We start from the raw sequence: 14315 nt of genomic DNA, 5'->3' as shown, positions 1-14315 counted from the left end.
CACCCTACTTGATCTCGCCGAAGACCTCGTGGCGCACGATCTGCCAGCCCTGCGGCGCCGACAGACGCTCGGCGTGGATGGCGCAGAGGTCGTACGAGTGAGGCTCATGCGAGAGGCTGAGCGGGCCGAGCACCGCCATCGAGTCGGCGTACACATAGGTCAGCGTCGACACGGCGTCGCGTGGACAGGCGACACGGGAACACGGGCGGCTCAACATCGCGCTCAGACTACCCGAGCACCACCGACGTAGGATGGCGACATGCCCCGCAACCGCCGCACCAGCAGCAACCCTCCGGCGACCAGCCGGTGGCGCAGCCGTCACGGCAGAGGGGCCCGGGGCCCGGTGACCGGCCCGCACCTGCCCATGCTGCAGAACCGCATCGACTTCTTCGACATGACCGTGGCCTCCACGGCCGACTACCTCAAGGGCGTCTGGCCGGACGAACTGGCGAACGTGCACTTCGAGGTCGCGGCGACGCCGATCGGCAACACCGGAACCGACGGAGTCGACCGCTGGTACGTCGATCACGCGCGGCGCCGCATCGTGCTCTACCGGGTGCCCATCCAGCGGCTCACCAAGCTGCACCGCGACGACGACCTGCACCGGCGCATGTACATCGAAGGATGCGTCTTCCGAGCGGTCGCCGAGCTGCTCGGCAAAGACCCGTGGGACCTCGCGCCCGATCGGTTCCGGCACTTCTGACCGGCCGGTCCGCCGAGAAGGTGCCCGCTCAGTTCGGATAGACCTCGATCGGCGCCGCGAGCGGGCCCGCGGGCGACACCGCGAAGCTGCTGGCCTGGCCGTCTCCGCCCATGCTCACGCTGACCTCCAGCCCGTCGGCACCGGTCACCGTGTACCGGCCGGTCGGCACCGCCACGTTCGCGCCACCCTCGGCGGGCACCGAGAGGGCGATCGCCTTGCCCGACGACGGCTCGATCTTCACCTTCGCGTCTGCCTCGCCCGCATTGGCGAAGTGCAGCATCGGCTTGGGCCCGGGCGGCACGGCCACGAGCTGCGAGTCGCCGATCGCCGGCGCCGACACGAACCAGGAGAAGTCGCGCGCCTTCGTACCGATGACGGACGTGCGCACCGCGGCGACGACCGGCACGTCGGATCGGATGGTGACGGTGAAATTGCCGTCTTTCAGGTTGTCGAGCGGGATCTCGGCGACATTGCCCGCTTTCACGGTCTGCGCATAGGAGTTGCCCGCGTTGGTGCCGGCCTCCCCCACGGCTCCGATCGTGATCTTGGCGTCCCGGTCTCCTGGCACCAGGATGCGTACGGTCGGGAAGTCGACACCGACGCTCTCGGCGGATTGCGCCGCGGTGATCGCTGCGAGTGAAGCGATGTTCACGCCGGGAATCACCTGTACTCGGTCGGGAGCTCGCGTCGCCCCGGCAAGCTCGACGCCGCGCGGCTGGATGCCCTGCTCGAAGCTCTGCTGCATACTCGCGACGACCTGTCCACCCGTCGTCGTGACGTGCACGACCGGGGCGGTCGCCGACGGGGCGAGGCCCGCGAGCGGCACGACTTTCTGGGTACCGGCCGGTACCACGATGCCGGTGGCTCCCGGAGCGCTGACGTGGCCCGTCTCGGTGTAGATGTCGAGGTTGACCGTGGCATCGACCGAGGTCGGGTTCGACAGCAGTACAAGGCTCGTCTGGCCGAGAGTGGTCGCGCCGGCCGCCAGCCAGCTGTCGGCGGACGGCTCCGCGCAATCGGCAGCGGCGAGGCCCGCGAGGTCGTCGGTCTGAGCGTTCTGCACCTGGGCGCCCGCGAAGAGCGGCGGCCGGGTCGCACCCTGCGGCGTCGTCGCGGTCAATGCGACCGGCGCCTGGTCGGAGGACGTGGTGTCGGCGTCCGGCTTCAGGGTGCGCGTCTGGGTGTCCGCTCCGGTGGCTCCGTAGACCGAGGAGAAGGCGTCGATCGCGCTCGGGCGGGTTGCCTGCCCCGCGTCGGCGGCGAGGGCGAGCAGGGGGCCGGGGCAGACGCGCTGTTGATCGGCAGGCACGGGCTTCACGGTCTGCGACGGCGCGTCGATCGCGAAGCCGGAGAGCGGGAGGAGGGTCGCGCCCGCGATCACGGCGGCCGCGATACCGATGCCGACGACTCCGCCGATCGCGCGGGCGCCGCCCTGGGCGAGTGCTCGACGGTCAGCCACGATCGCTCCCCTCGGTCGACGAGCGCGGTCGGATGATGGTCTCATCGAGGCCGTCCTCCAGAGTCGTCGGCGCCCCTACGGGGACGGGTGCTCGGTGGAGATCGCGTTCGCGGTCGGGCTCCGGAGCGGTGCCAGGCTCAGGTTCCGGTTCGACGGCAGGCTCCTGCTCCGGTGCCGGCTCGGGCTCGGGCTCGGGCTCGGGCTCGGGCTCGGGCTCGATGATGGCAGGGCCCGGGTCGGCGTCGCCATACGATTCGACGGCCGCCTCGTCTTCGGGCTCCGCCTCCCAATCGTCGAGGCTCTCCTCCGCGATCGGCAGATCGCCGTCCGACGGTGGGTCCGGCTCGTCGTCCGGCTCGATCGCGGGAGGCTCGCCGCCATGACGGCGCTCGGGGCGGCGGGCGTTCAGCTCCGACACGCGGTCGGCCGAGCGCGTCGTCGGGATGGCCAGTAGCAGCGTGAAGCCCACGATGACGCCCTGCACGAGCAGCACGATCAGCCTCCAGACACCGCCGGCGTCCGGTGGGATCTGGGCCGCGGGAGGTGTCACGGTCGTGCCGCGGTCGAATGCCCAGAGCGATCCGGTGGTCGTCTGTCCGACGGACACCAGCAGCGGGTTGGCGTCCATGGCGACGCCGGCGCGGGTCCTCGTCGCCGAGGCGGCCGTGGTGTCCGGCTCGGCGCCGGCCTGCTTCTCGTTCAGTGCTGTCGCCGGGGGCGTGAGCAGCACGAAGTCGATCCCGAGGCGCTTCAACTCGCCGGAGGCGTCGTAGCCGCTGCGCGACGACAGGTTGCCGGCCAGGGTGGCGAGCTCGCGCTCCCCTTGAGTCAGCGAGCGCGAGGTCGAGCTCAGCGTGGTCTGGCCGTCGAGCGTCTGCCCGGCGCCGCGGACGACCTCCGCCTGGATGCCGCCGTCGGGCTGCGGGGTGATGCGCAGCGTTCCCGCGCGCGGCTGGGTGGTCGACTTCGCCGTCACGACAGCTGGCATGGTCCGGCCGTCGGTGGCGCTGACGACGGCCTGGCCGTCGTGGGTGGCGATCGCCGAGGGGACCGCCGCGATCGCCAGGGTGATCATGGCGACCCAGGCGGGGGCGAGCGAGCCGCGCTTCAGCGCGGACAGGGCGAGCACCGCCGCGCCGATCAGACCGACCCAGTACAGGCTCAGCGCGCTGCCCGGCCAGATCGGCGCGACCGTCGATCCGGTCACAGCGACCTCGACGTGCAGGGCGACCACGGCGGTCAGGAACCCGGCGAGCGCGACGAGCAGAGCGACGACGGCCCGCACGGTGCCGCGCAGGAACAGAGCCAGGATCGCGAGGATGCCCAGCGGCGCGAGCAGAAGCGGCACCAGGATGTTGCCCGCACCCGTTCCGAACGGCAGGGCCGCGGCGATCGCGTGCCAACCGCCGAGCGTGCCGTCGGGGAAGCCGAGCGCGAGCTGCCAGGCGGGCGCCTGCCGCGCGTCGAGCACGACGCCGGGGTCGGCGAAGATCGACAGCCAGGCTCCCCGGCCGACCTGCTGCCACACCAGCGGCGCGAACAGCACGACGGCCGGCAGCGGGATGAAGACGATGCGGGCGGCGCGGCGCCCGGCGAAGACGATGGCCGCGATCCACGCCACGACGAGCGCGGGGATGAGCACCGGGGCGCAGGCCACCGTCGCCGCGGCCACCAGGGCCGTCGTCGCACTGGCCGTCCACGAGCGGCGTGCGGCGAGCCCGGCGAAGAACAGCCACGGCAGCAGGACGTGGGCGAGGACCGCGCCAGGACGACCGCCCTGCAGCGCGATGAACAGCGTCGGAGCGAGCGCGTAGGTGATGCCCGCGAAGGCCCGCAGCGTCGGGCGCACGGTGAGCCGCGCCGCCGCGAGCCACGCGCCGAGCGCCGCGAGCGGGAGGGCGAACAGCCAGACGCCGACCAGGGAGGCGCTTGGCTGCCAGAAGGTCAGGGTGCCGAGCACCGCGAGGACGGCCGAGAACGGGTCGGCGGCTCCGACGAAGCCGAGGTTGATGTCGCGCCAGCCGTAGCCCAGGTTCGCCCACAGCTGGCCGACCGAAGTATCGAGCGGCAGCATTCCGCCGCCCGTGATGGCCGTGGACGATGCCAGCGGATAGAACAGCGCGATGCCGATGACGAGTGCCGCCAGGACGGTCCAGCCGCCGCCGGTGCCCCAGAAGTCGAGGTCCTGGCGCTCGCCCTGCTGGCGCACGAGTGCCGCCTCGCGCTTCAGCGCCCTGCCGCGCCGTACGTCGGCGAACGGGATGCGCAGCGGCGCGATCGCCGCCCACGTCACGGTCTTGGCCTTCGCGAGCCGCCGGCGTGCGTTGCTGACCGCGAGACCGGAGAACGCGACCCGGAAGGCGGCACCCAGCTCGCCGCCGACCGAACCGGGCTCCTTGCGCAGCAGGCGCAGGATCGAGCGGAGGATCGCGAGCGGAACGAGGGTCAACCAGTGCGGGGCCACCGCCCAGCCGGGCGCGTACACCATCCGCCGGTGGAGCTGCGCACGCCGCCGCTCCCCGGCGAGCTTGCGCCGCACCGACCACTTGCGCGACAGGTTGGGACCGGCGAGACCGTCGCCGCCCACGGCGACGCGGGCCTGGGCGACGAGAGTGACCCGGTAACCGGCGAGACGCGCCCTGGTGCAGAAGTCGAGGCCGTCGTCGACGGTCGGGAGGGCGGGGTCGAAGCCGTCGAGGGCCTCCCACACCGGCTGGCGCACGAGCATGCCGGCCGACGAGACGGCGAGCACGTCGCTGAGGCCGTCGTGCTGGGCCTGGTCGAGTTCGTTCTCGACCAGCGGCAGCGACGCGCCGAACGGGGTCATCGCCTCGCCGAACTCGCGGATGAACGCGGCATCGTCGGCGTCGACGAGCTTGGGCCCGACCACGGCGACGGAAGGCGACACCTCGAGGGCGCCGAGCAACGCCTGGAGCGCTTCGGGCTCAGGGGCGGTGTCGTGGGCGAGGAGCCAGATCAGCTCGTCGGAGGACGTGGTGGGAGGCAGGACGCGCACGGCGGTCGAGACGGCGGAGCCGAACGGGAGCCTCTCCCCGCTGCGGAGGAGGTGGGTGGGCTTCGCGTCGGCGAGCAGGCGTGCGGCGTCGTCCGTGCTCGCGCAGTCGACGGCGATCACGGCGTCAGGCTGGCGGGTCTGCGCCGCGATGGCGTCGAGAGTGCGCTGCAGGCGGGGGCCGCCGCTGTGGGCGACGACGATGGCGGTGACTCTCGGATACATCGGGAGTCAGCCTAAGTTGGGGCTGCGCCGATCCCGGTAGTGCGTCGGGCGCGGCGCGTATTCGACCTGGTCAGCCGGCGCGCTTGCGGAGTTTGCGACGTTCGCGCTCCGAGAGCCCGCCCCAGATGCCGAAACGCTCGTCGTTCGAGAGGGCGTATTCGAGGCACTGGGACCGAACCTCGCACGAGGTGCAGATCCGTTTCGCGTCACGCGTCGAGCCGCCCTTCTCGGGGAAGAACGCCTCGGGATCCGTCTGCGCGCACAGGGCGTCGGACTGCCAGGCGAGAGGGTTGTCGTCGTCGACACCCGCCGCCCGGACTCCCGGAACCCCGAGTCGCACCGGATCGATGAACCAGTCGTCGGGTACCCCAGAACGATATTCAGGAATTGCCATATCGGTCTCCCCACCCTTGAACTGTCAGCGACACGTTTGTCGTGTCGAAATAATTACACCGTTGTCATTCGCTCCAGTCAAGTCGCGAATCGTAAAGCCTTAACGCCTGGTCGAGACTTCACGACGCGCCGACGAACGACAACGATCACGACACGCCCGACCTGTCTACCCCCGCCGGTCGGGATTCAGGACGCCGACTGGCGTGCTTCCCAGGCGGTGCCTACCATCTCGTCGAGAGTGTGGCGCATCTTCCAGTCGAGATCGCGGGCTGCGAGCTCTCCCGAGGCAACGATCCTCGCCGGATCGCCCGGACGTCGAGGCCCCACTTCTGGGGTGAAGGCGATTCCGGTCAAGGAGGCGACCGTCGTCATGATCTCGCCCACGCTGACGCCGTCGCCGCTGCCGAGGTTGTAGACGGCCTCCACCGGCTCGCCCGCGTCGAGGCGCTTCGCCGCCGCCACGTGCGAGACGGCCAGGTCGGCGACGTGGATGTAGTCGCGCACGCAGGTGCCGTCGGGCGTCGCGTAGTCGTCGCCGTTGATGCGCGGCGTGCGCCCGGCGACGAGGGCGTCGAAGACGAGCGGGAAGAGGTTGTGCGGGCTCGTGTCGCGCAGCGACGGGTCACCCGAGCCGACGACGTTGAAGTACCGGAGGGAGGTGTGACGGAGCCCCACGGCGACGCCCTGGTCGCGCAGCAGCCACTCCCCGATCAGCTTGGACTCGCCGTACGGCGACTCCGGGTTCTTCGGCGTCGCCTCGGTGACGATCTCCACGTCAGGCGTCCCATACACCGCAGCGGAGGACGAGAAGACGATCGCGTCGACCCCCGCCTCCTGCATCGCGGCGAGCAGTATCGCCGTGGCGGTCACGTTCTGCTCGTACGTGTGCAGCGGGCGCTGCACCGAGACGCCGGCGTACTTGAAGCCGGCGACGTGCACGACGCCGCTGACGGTGTTCTCGCGGAAGATCCGCTCGAGCAACTCTCCGTCGAGGATGGTGCCTCGATAGAAAGGCACGGTCGACGGCACGAACTCCTCGTGGCCGCTCGACAGGTCGTCGACGACGACGACATCGATGCCCTCGGCGAGGAACGCCCGCACAACGTGGGAGCCGATGTATCCGGCCCCTCCGGTCACCAACCACGCCACGGCGTCCTCCAGCCTCGAACGGAATAAGGGGTCGTGGGAAACCCTATCGTCCGCACGAAGGGCGCTCAGGCGTCCGACGGACCGTCAGACGAACGCGGCCTCGCCGGTGATCGCGCGGCCGACGATGAGCGTGTTCATCTCGCGCGTGCCCTCGTAGGAGTAGAGGGCCTCCGCGTCGGCGAAGAAACGGGCGACGTCATAGTCGATGACGATTCCGTTGCCGCCCATGAGCTCGCGGCAGCGGGCGACGGTCTCGCGCATCCGGGCGGTCGCGAACGCCTTGGCGAGCGCCGAGTGCTCGTCGCGCTGCTCGTCGTCGTCGAGCATCTGCGAGACGCGGGTGCACAGCGCGATGGAGGCCGTGATGTCCCCGATCGACTTCACCAGGAGATCCTGGATGAGCTGGTGCTTGGCGATCGGCTTCCCGAACTGCACGCGCTCCTTCGCGTAGCGCAGCGCCGCCTCGTACGCGCCGACTGCGACGCCGACAGCGGCCCAGGCGACCTCCGCGCGGGTCAGGCGCAGTACGGCCGCGGTGTCGCGGAAGCTGTTGGCGTTCTGCAGGCGCAGCGACTCCGGCACGCGGACGTTCTCGAGGGTGATGTCGGCGTTCTGGACGATGCGAAGGGACTGCTTGCCCTCGATCTTCGTCGCGGAGTATCCCGGCGTGCTGGTCGGGACGATGAAGCCCTTCACCTGGCCGTCCTCCGCGCTCTTCGCCCAGATCACGGTGATGTCGCTGAACGTCGCGTTGCCGATCCAGCGCTTGGAGCCGTTGAGGATCCAGTCGTCGCCGTCGCGGGTCGCGACCGTGCGCAGGCCCTGTGCCGAGTCGGACCCGGAGTCGGGCTCGGTGAGCCCGAACGCGCCGAGCACTTCCCCGCTCGCCAGCTTGGGCAGCCACTCCGCCCGCTGCTCGGCCGAGCCGCAGACGCCGACGGCGCCGAGTGCGAGGCCGTTCTGCACGCCGACGTAGGTGCTGACCGAAGCGTCGACCCGGGCGAGCTCGAGGGCCACCCAGCCGCGGAAGACCGCCGAGTTCTCGAACGGGGCCGTCTCGGCGAAGCCCAGCCCGATCGTGCCAGCGCCGTGCAGCACGTCGATGATCTGGTGGGGGAACTCCGCCCGCTCCCAGTACTCGTTGACGATCGGCTTGATCTCGCCCTCCAGGCGGGCGCGCAGGTCGGCGAGGAACTCCTTCTCGCGCTCGGTGAGGAGGTTCTCGAAGCCGTAGAAGTCGCTGGCGAGGGTCTCGAAGGCCATGTGTGCTCCATTGCGTCCGGTCGGGCAGAGGCTTCGTCAGCCTAGGGAACGGCCGGGAGCGCGGCAAAGCGATTGGTACTTTGGTCTAACCGCATCGAAGGGAAGACGACGGATGTTTGTGCGCATCGGCAACACCCCGCGTGATTACGCGTGGGGATCCACTACGGCGATCGCCGGCCTCCTCGGAACGACGCCCAGCGGTGCGCCGGAGGCCGAGCTGTGGCTCGGTGCGCATCCCGGCTCGCCCGCCCGGATCCTCGACTCCACCCAGACGGACGGCGCGACCGACCTGGCGCAGTGGGAGGCGACCGCGGGAAAGCTGCCGTACCTGCTCAAGGTGCTCGCCGCCGCGAGCCCGTTGTCGCTGCAGGCGCACCCGTCGTCTGCGCAGGCGCGCGCCGGGTTCGAGCGTGAGAACGCGGAAGGACTCGCGCCCGACTCCCCCGAGCGCAACTACAAGGACCCGCTTCACAAGCCGGAGATGATCTTCGCCCTCTCCGACCCGTTCGACGCGCTCTGCGGCTTCCGTGAGCCCGCGCACAGCCGGGCCGCGCTGGAGAGGCTCGCCGGCGACGACCCGGCGGTCGCCGCGTTCGCCGCGTCGCTCGAAGGCGATCCGGCCGACGCGCTGCGCCGGGCGACCGAGTGGCTGCTCGGCGGGGCTCCGGAGGTCGCCGACGTGGTCGACGCGGTGGTCGCCGCAGCGCAGCGGGCACCCGAGACGGACGACGAGCAGGCCGTCGACGCCGACACGGTCCGGATGCTCGCCGCCGCCTTCCCCGGCGACCCGGGCATCGTTCTGGCACTGCTCCTCAACCGGGTCGCCCTGCGCCCGGGCGACGCGCTCTACCTGCCGGCCGGCAACATCCACGCCTACCTCCGCGGGCTCGGCATCGAGCTGATGGCCGCCTCCGACAACGTGCTGCGCGGCGGTCTCACTCCCAAGCGGATCGACGTCCCCGAGCTGGTTCGCATCCTCGACTTCGCGCCGTTCGCGGTGACGCCGATGGTGCGCGAGCGGCCGGCGCCGGGCGTCGAGGAGTTCGTCCCCGACGTGCCGGACTTCCGCCTCATCCGCATCGAGGTGGGCGGCGACGTGCCGTCGGCGTCCGTCGACATACCGGGCACCGCGATCGTGCTCTGCACGGCCGGCGACGTGGAGGTCGAGGGAGCGACGGAGGCCCTGCGCCTGGAGCGCGGGGAGGCCGCCGTGGTCACGGCGGACGAGCGCAGGCTCACGGTCGTCGGCGGTGCGGGGACGCTCTTCCTCGCGACGCCGAACCGGTGAGCTATTCTGCGGGGGTGAGCAGCCCGAGGCCCGTGCCGTCCAGCGGCCTGTCGCTGCGCGAACGCATCCGCACCGCGCGCGGGGCGTCGGGGACCGGCGCGTCGGTGTTCGCCGTTCTGCTGCTCTTCACGCTGTTCGCGGGAGATTTCTGGCGCAACCTGATCAGCTGGCCGGGCTATTTCGTGCTCGCCGCCCTGCTGGCGGTGGGCAGCATCGTCTTCCTGGTCCGGATCCGTCCGGCGTTCCGCTGGCGCAAGACGCCGAAGACCCTGGTTCTCTTCCTCGCTCTCGCGGTCGTCTCGCTGGCCTGGTCTGCCTACCCCGGCGCGACCGCTCTGGGCCTGGTGGCCCAGTTCGCCACGACCGCCGGCGCCGTGTTCCTGGCGCTCTGCCTGAGCTGGCAGGCGCTGCTGACCGCGCTCGGAAACGCGTTCCGCTGGATCCTGGGCCTCTCGCTGCTGTTCGAGCTGATCGTGGCGGTCTTCGTGCGGCACCCGATCCTCCCGCTCACGCCGGCGCAGCCGGTGCCGTCCGGCCGCCTCCCCGCCGCCTTCTATTGGAGCCGCGACCTGCTGTTCCACGGCGGTCAGATACAGGGCATCGTCGGCAACAGCAACCTGCTCGCGATGATCGCCCTGCTCGCCCTGCTGGTGTTCGGCATCCAGCTCGCCGACCGCACCATCCGACGCGGTACCGCGATCACCTGGCTGGTCGTCTCGGTCGTGACCTTCGCGCTCACCCGCTCCTCCACGGTCATCGTCGCGGCCGTGTTCACCGCGGTGGTGCTCGGCTTCGCGCTGTGGACCCGCCGAGTCGGCCCCGAGCGCCGCAGGCCGGTCTACCTGACGGCCGCAACGCTGGTCGTCGTCGTCGTGCTCGCCGTCGTGCTGTTCGCCTCCCGCATCCCCGCGCTGCTCGGCAAGAGCGAGGACCTCACCGGCCGGCTGACGATCTGGAACTCGGTCATCCACCTGGCGCAGGAGCGGCCGGCGTTCGGCTGGGGGTGGGTCAGCTACTGGGCGCCGTGGGTCGAGCCGTTCAAGAACCTCGCCGAACGCGGCGGCGTCGTCTACCTGCAGGCGCACAACGCGTGGCTCGACGTCTGGCTGCAGCTCGGCATCGTCGGCCTCGTCATCTTCGCGCTGCTCATCATCAGCACACTCTGGAGGTCGTGGTTCCAGGCCGTCGACCGCCCGCGGTTCGCCGCGGGCGACGACCTGCCGTACACGGCACTGACGCTGCTGCCATTGCTCCTCCTCGCCGCCCTGCTCGCGCAGAGTCTCGCCGAGAGCCGCATCCTGATCGAGGCGGGCTGGACACTCCTCGTGGTGATCACCGTGAAGACCAAGCAGTCTGCGCCGTAGGATTCTCTTCATGGCCGAACCGCGTCGAACTCTGGTGCCGCCCGCGGTGACCGAGTTCCTCGGATCGGCGAGATTCACCTCCACGCTCGCGCTGCTGGCCGTCGTGACCGGGTTCTCGACACACGCGATCCGCGCCGTGATCGGCTGGCCCGGCCTGATCGGGGTCCTGAGCACGGTCGCCGTGCTGGCCGCGCTGTCGTTCATCGCCCAGCGCAAGCTCATCGAGTGGCACGGCCTGCTGCCGGTCTCGGCGCTGCTCTTCGTCGGCTGGTGCGCGCTCTCGCTCATCTGGAGCGATTACCAGCTGGCCACCCTCGGCGGGGTGGTCTACCAGCTGCTGTTCGCGTTCCTCGCCGTCTACATCGCACTCGTGCGCGACGCCATCCAGATCGTCCGGGTCGTCGGCGACGCCCTCCGCGCGCTGCTCACCGCGTCGCTCGCCCTGGAGATCCTCAGCGGCCTGCTGCTCGACGTGCCCATCCGTTTCCTCGGCATCGCGGGGAACATCGCCGCGGGCGGCCCGATCCAGGGGCTCTTCGGTTCCCGCAACGCGCTCAGCATCGTCGCTCTCATCGCGTTCGTCACGTTCCTCGTCGAGCTGCGCACGCGCTCGGTGCGCCCGCAGCTCGCGGCGTACTCGATCACGCTCGCCGCCCTCTGCATCCTGCTGGCGCACTCCCCCGTGATCGCGGCCGTGTCGGTGGTCGTGGGCTTCGCGACCCTCGCGCTCTACCTGCTGCGCAAAGTCCCCGCGCATCGCCGCACGCTGGTGCAGTGGGGGCTCGCGGTCCTGACGATCGCCGTCCTCGTCACCGCGTACATCTACCGCACGCGCGTGATCGACCTTCTGAACGCCCGCGCCGACTTCCAGGTGCGCTACAAGCTCTGGATCCAGATCTGGGAGCTCATCCCGATCAACCAGATCGTCGGCTGGGGCTGGGTGGGCTCGTGGCCGACCGATCTCTACCCGTTCAACGCCATCCAGGATGCGACGGGCGTCTACCACGCGGACGGTTTGAACGCCTATCTGGATGTCTACCTCCAGGTCGGCTTCATCGGCCTGCTGCTGTTCGTCGCACTGATCGCACTCGCGTTCAGCCGTTCCTGGCTGCTCGCGTCGAACCGCCGCAGCGTCGTCTACGCCTGGGCGCCGCTCGTACTGGTCTCCCTGCTGGTCACCAGCGTCTTCGAGAGCTCGATCCTGATCGAGTCCGGGTGGATGCTGCTGGTGATCTGCACGGTGAAGGCGTCGCAGGGGATGAGCTGGCGGCTACGACTCCCCCACCGCGACGGCGCCTGACCGCCGGCGACAGACCGCCGGCGGTGGATCAGCCGATCCAGGACATGATGCCCCACCCGGAGCCGATCGCCCGCGGCGTTCCCCAACCGCTTCGGCCGTTGCCCGGGTAGAGCATGAGCACGCCATCGGAGCGCTGCGCGATGACATCGTCGTGTCCATCGCCGTCGAAGTCGCCGACCGAGACGATCGCGGTCATGGTCTGCCAGCCGGTGCCCACGATCGCCGGCGACTTCCACCCCGTGCTGGTGTGCCCGTAGAGCCACAGCCGTCCAGAGCCGTCGCGCGCGAGGATGTCGGGCTGGCCGTCCCCGTTGAAGTCGCCGATGCCCAGGACTGCGGTCATGCCGCCCCAGCCGGAGCCGGTCTGCTGGCGGGTCCGCCAGCCGCCGTGGCCGTCGCCGGGATACAGCCAGAAGGTCCCTGCAGTGTCGATCGCCCCCACGTCGGCGGCGCCGTCGCCGTTGAAGTCGTGCACGGCGATGATCCTGGTCATACCGCCCCAGCCCGAGCCGACCTGCTTGCGCGGCAGCCACCCGCTCGCACCGTCTCCGGGGTAGAGCCAGAGCAGCCCGGAGGAGTCGCGCGCGAGCACGTCGTTGCGGCCGTCGCCGTCGAAGTCGCCGGGCGAGAGGAGCGCGGTCATGCCGTTCCAGCCCGAGCCGACGGCCAGCGAAGCCGGAGAGAGCCAGCCTCCCGAGCCGTTGCCGCGATACAGGTAGAAGGCTCCTGAGGTGCTCCTGGCGAGGACGTCGGATGAACCGTCGGAATTGAAGTCGCCCATCGCCTCCGCCGCAGTAGAGGGCGACGCCGCCGCGAGCGCGCTGACGCCGTTGGGTGTGCCCAGGCCGGTCGGTCCGTCATAACCCGGCCCGGCCGCGCACATGAGCGCCGGGGTGCAGCCCGTGCCGTTGGTGCCGGCGGTGACGTCGAACAGCGCCGACGGCTTGGCCCACGGGTACGACGCCGGGTAGGTGCCGTCGGCCGGGGCGCCGGCGAGGGCGTACATCCCCGCGATCAGCGGCGACGAGACGCTGGTGCCGCCGAACACCTGCCACGCGGAGGTGTAGGGCGCGTTGGGCGTGGGGCCGAAGCCCGCGACGCCGGTGTTGGGATCGGCGACGGCGGAGATGTCGGACACGGCCTTGGTCGTGCATCCGGTGCCGGTCTCCCACGCCGGGCTCGGGCTGTACGAGCTGCAGCCGCTGCCCGCCCCGCTCCACGCCGACTCGGTCCACGCCCGCGCGCCCGGCGCCGGGTTGGCGACCGGAGACAGCGAGGTGCCGCCGACCGCGACCACGTACTGCGACGAGGCCGGGAACTGCGTCCCATAGCCGGCGTCGCCGCTGGAGGCCGTCACGACGACGCCCGGGTGGTTGTAGTAGTGGTCGAATCCGCTGAAGTCGCCTGCGTCGACCGCGCCGTACGAGTTGGTGACGTACTTCGCGCCGAGCGTCACGGCCGTCTGGGCGGCCGCGCCGAGGTTGGACAGCAGATCGCTGTCCGCCTCGACGAGCATGATGCGGCAGTTCGGGCACGACGCGCTGACCATCTGCAGGTCGATCGCGGTCTCCGGCCCCCAGCGGTGGGCCGGGTCGACCGACGGGTAGGCGGTTCCTCCGCGCTGGTCGAGCTTGCGGAAGCAGCCGTTGGCGGTCGTGCAGGCCGGCAGGCCGAACCGTGCGCGGTAGGTCGCGAGGTCCGACTCGGCGGTGGGGAGGTCGAAGGCGTCGATGACGGCGACCGTCGCCCCGACGCCGGCGGTGGTGGCCGTCGTGAGGTTGTAGGCCGAGCGGAGATCGCTGGGCCCGTACCCGGTCGGCGCGCCCACCGACGGGGACGCGACTCCTTCGACGACCTCGGCGAAGCACGAGGCGCGTCCCGGCTTCGGGTCGGAGCAGGTGCGCTTGTGCGGGTGGCCGGCCAGCTTGGGCGACGCGGTCGCGGTGGCGGGCGGAGCGGACGGCACGGCGGAGGGCACGGCGGACGGCGACGAGCCACCCGGCGACGCGCCGTCGGCCGCCGCCGGATCGGCCGCGACCGCGCCGAAAGCGACTGTCGCGATCACGGCGACGAAGATGAACGCTGTGGTGATCCTGTTCACCGTGACCTCCTGAGTGGCTCGCGGTCAGGGTAGCAGGCGGCCACGACGCGCCTTCTG

Annotated in this window: 11 protein-coding genes; 4 read left to right on the top strand and 7 right to left on the bottom strand. The window is 70.9% G+C overall.

All coding sequences use genetic code 11. The annotated features are described in order from the left end of the window. Nucleotides 1-4: 4 nt before the first annotated feature. Nucleotides 5-217, bottom strand: a complete 213-nt coding sequence (locus AC0HS0_RS12370; protein ID WP_055918289.1) for a DUF3499 family protein — start codon at nucleotides 215-217, stop codon at nucleotides 5-7. A 42-nt stretch (nucleotides 218-259) separates the two neighbouring features. Between AC0HS0_RS12370 and AC0HS0_RS12365 the strand changes: the two genes are divergently transcribed. Continuing rightward, the gene (locus AC0HS0_RS12365; RefSeq protein ID WP_472964320.1) at nucleotides 260-703 is read left to right on the top strand and encodes a metallopeptidase family protein; all 444 of its coding nucleotides are present in this window, start codon (nucleotides 260-262) and stop codon (nucleotides 701-703) included. A gap of 28 nt (nucleotides 704-731) precedes the next feature. On the opposite strand, the gene AC0HS0_RS12360 is transcribed toward AC0HS0_RS12365, so the two are convergent. The 5 genes from AC0HS0_RS12360 to AC0HS0_RS12340 all read right to left on the bottom strand — a co-directional run bounded on the left by AC0HS0_RS12360 (nucleotide 732) and on the right by AC0HS0_RS12340 (nucleotide 8205). Further along, nucleotides 732-2162, bottom strand: coding sequence for a DUF5719 family protein (locus AC0HS0_RS12360; RefSeq protein WP_472964319.1), 1431 nt, complete (start codon nucleotides 2160-2162; stop codon nucleotides 732-734). Continuing rightward, nucleotides 2155-5400 carry a glycosyltransferase family 2 protein gene (locus AC0HS0_RS12355; protein ID WP_472964318.1) on the bottom strand — a complete coding sequence of 1082 codons (3246 nt, stop codon included), beginning with the start codon at nucleotides 5398-5400 and terminating at the stop codon, nucleotides 2155-2157. The genes AC0HS0_RS12360 and AC0HS0_RS12355 overlap by 8 nt, the downstream gene beginning before the upstream one ends. A 70-nt stretch (nucleotides 5401-5470) precedes the next feature. Further along, on the bottom strand, nucleotides 5471-5794 hold the full coding sequence (locus AC0HS0_RS12350; protein ID WP_082518918.1) for a WhiB family transcriptional regulator: 324 nt from the start codon (nucleotides 5792-5794) through the stop codon (nucleotides 5471-5473). Nucleotides 5795-5979: 185 nt separating this feature from the next. After that, nucleotides 5980-6942, bottom strand: coding sequence for a UDP-glucose 4-epimerase GalE (galE, locus tag AC0HS0_RS12345; protein WP_472964317.1), 963 nt, complete (start codon nucleotides 6940-6942; stop codon nucleotides 5980-5982). A gap of 84 nt (nucleotides 6943-7026) precedes the next feature. Next, entirely contained in the window at nucleotides 7027-8205 is a 1179-nt protein-coding gene (locus tag AC0HS0_RS12340) for an acyl-CoA dehydrogenase family protein (protein ID WP_472964316.1), read from the bottom strand. Between the two features lie 112 nt (nucleotides 8206-8317). Here AC0HS0_RS12340 and manA point away from each other — a divergent pair, with 112 nt between their 5' ends. The 3 genes from manA to AC0HS0_RS12325 are packed head-to-tail and all read left to right on the top strand — an operon-like array spanning nucleotide 8318 to nucleotide 12157. Beyond that, the gene (gene manA / locus AC0HS0_RS12335; RefSeq protein WP_472964315.1) at nucleotides 8318-9493 is read left to right on the top strand and encodes a mannose-6-phosphate isomerase, class I; all 1176 of its coding nucleotides are present in this window, start codon (nucleotides 8318-8320) and stop codon (nucleotides 9491-9493) included. A 14-nt stretch (nucleotides 9494-9507) separates the two neighbouring features. Further along, entirely contained in the window at nucleotides 9508-10857 is a 1350-nt protein-coding gene (locus tag AC0HS0_RS12330) for an O-antigen ligase family protein (protein ID WP_472964314.1), read from the top strand. Nucleotides 10858-10867: 10 nt separating this feature from the next. Next, complete coding sequence (locus AC0HS0_RS12325; RefSeq protein WP_472964313.1) at nucleotides 10868-12157, top strand: O-antigen ligase family protein; 1290 nt, start codon at nucleotides 10868-10870, stop codon at nucleotides 12155-12157. A 28-nt stretch (nucleotides 12158-12185) separates the two neighbouring features. Here the strand turns inward: AC0HS0_RS12325 and AC0HS0_RS12320 are convergent, their stop codons facing one another. Next, on the bottom strand, nucleotides 12186-14258 hold the full coding sequence (locus AC0HS0_RS12320) for an FG-GAP-like repeat-containing protein (RefSeq protein ID WP_472964312.1): 2073 nt from the start codon (nucleotides 14256-14258) through the stop codon (nucleotides 12186-12188). Nucleotides 14259-14315: the final 57 nt, after the last annotated feature.

This window comes from Leifsonia sp. PARNA 1/14 (assembly GCF_055720965.1).
This window is presented reverse-complemented; position numbering and strand designations above follow the sequence as displayed.

Coding starts and splice junctions, on each gene's coding strand:
- AC0HS0_RS12340 (WP_472964316.1), bottom strand. CDS start 8,205: ATGGCCTTCGAGACCCTCGCCAGCGACTTCTACGGCTTCGAGAACCTC.
- AC0HS0_RS12350 (WP_082518918.1), bottom strand. CDS start 5,794: ATGGCAATTCCTGAATATCGTTCTGGGGTACCCGACGACTGGTTCATC.
- manA (WP_472964315.1), top strand. CDS start 8,318: ATGTTTGTGCGCATCGGCAACACCCCGCGTGATTACGCGTGGGGATCC.
- AC0HS0_RS12370 (WP_055918289.1), bottom strand. CDS start 217: ATGTTGAGCCGCCCGTGTTCCCGTGTCGCCTGTCCACGCGACGCCGTG.
- AC0HS0_RS12355 (WP_472964318.1), bottom strand. CDS start 5,400: ATGTATCCGAGAGTCACCGCCATCGTCGTCGCCCACAGCGGCGGCCCC.
- AC0HS0_RS12325 (WP_472964313.1), top strand. CDS start 10,868: ATGGCCGAACCGCGTCGAACTCTGGTGCCGCCCGCGGTGACCGAGTTC.
- AC0HS0_RS12365 (WP_472964320.1), top strand. CDS start 260: ATGCCCCGCAACCGCCGCACCAGCAGCAACCCTCCGGCGACCAGCCGG.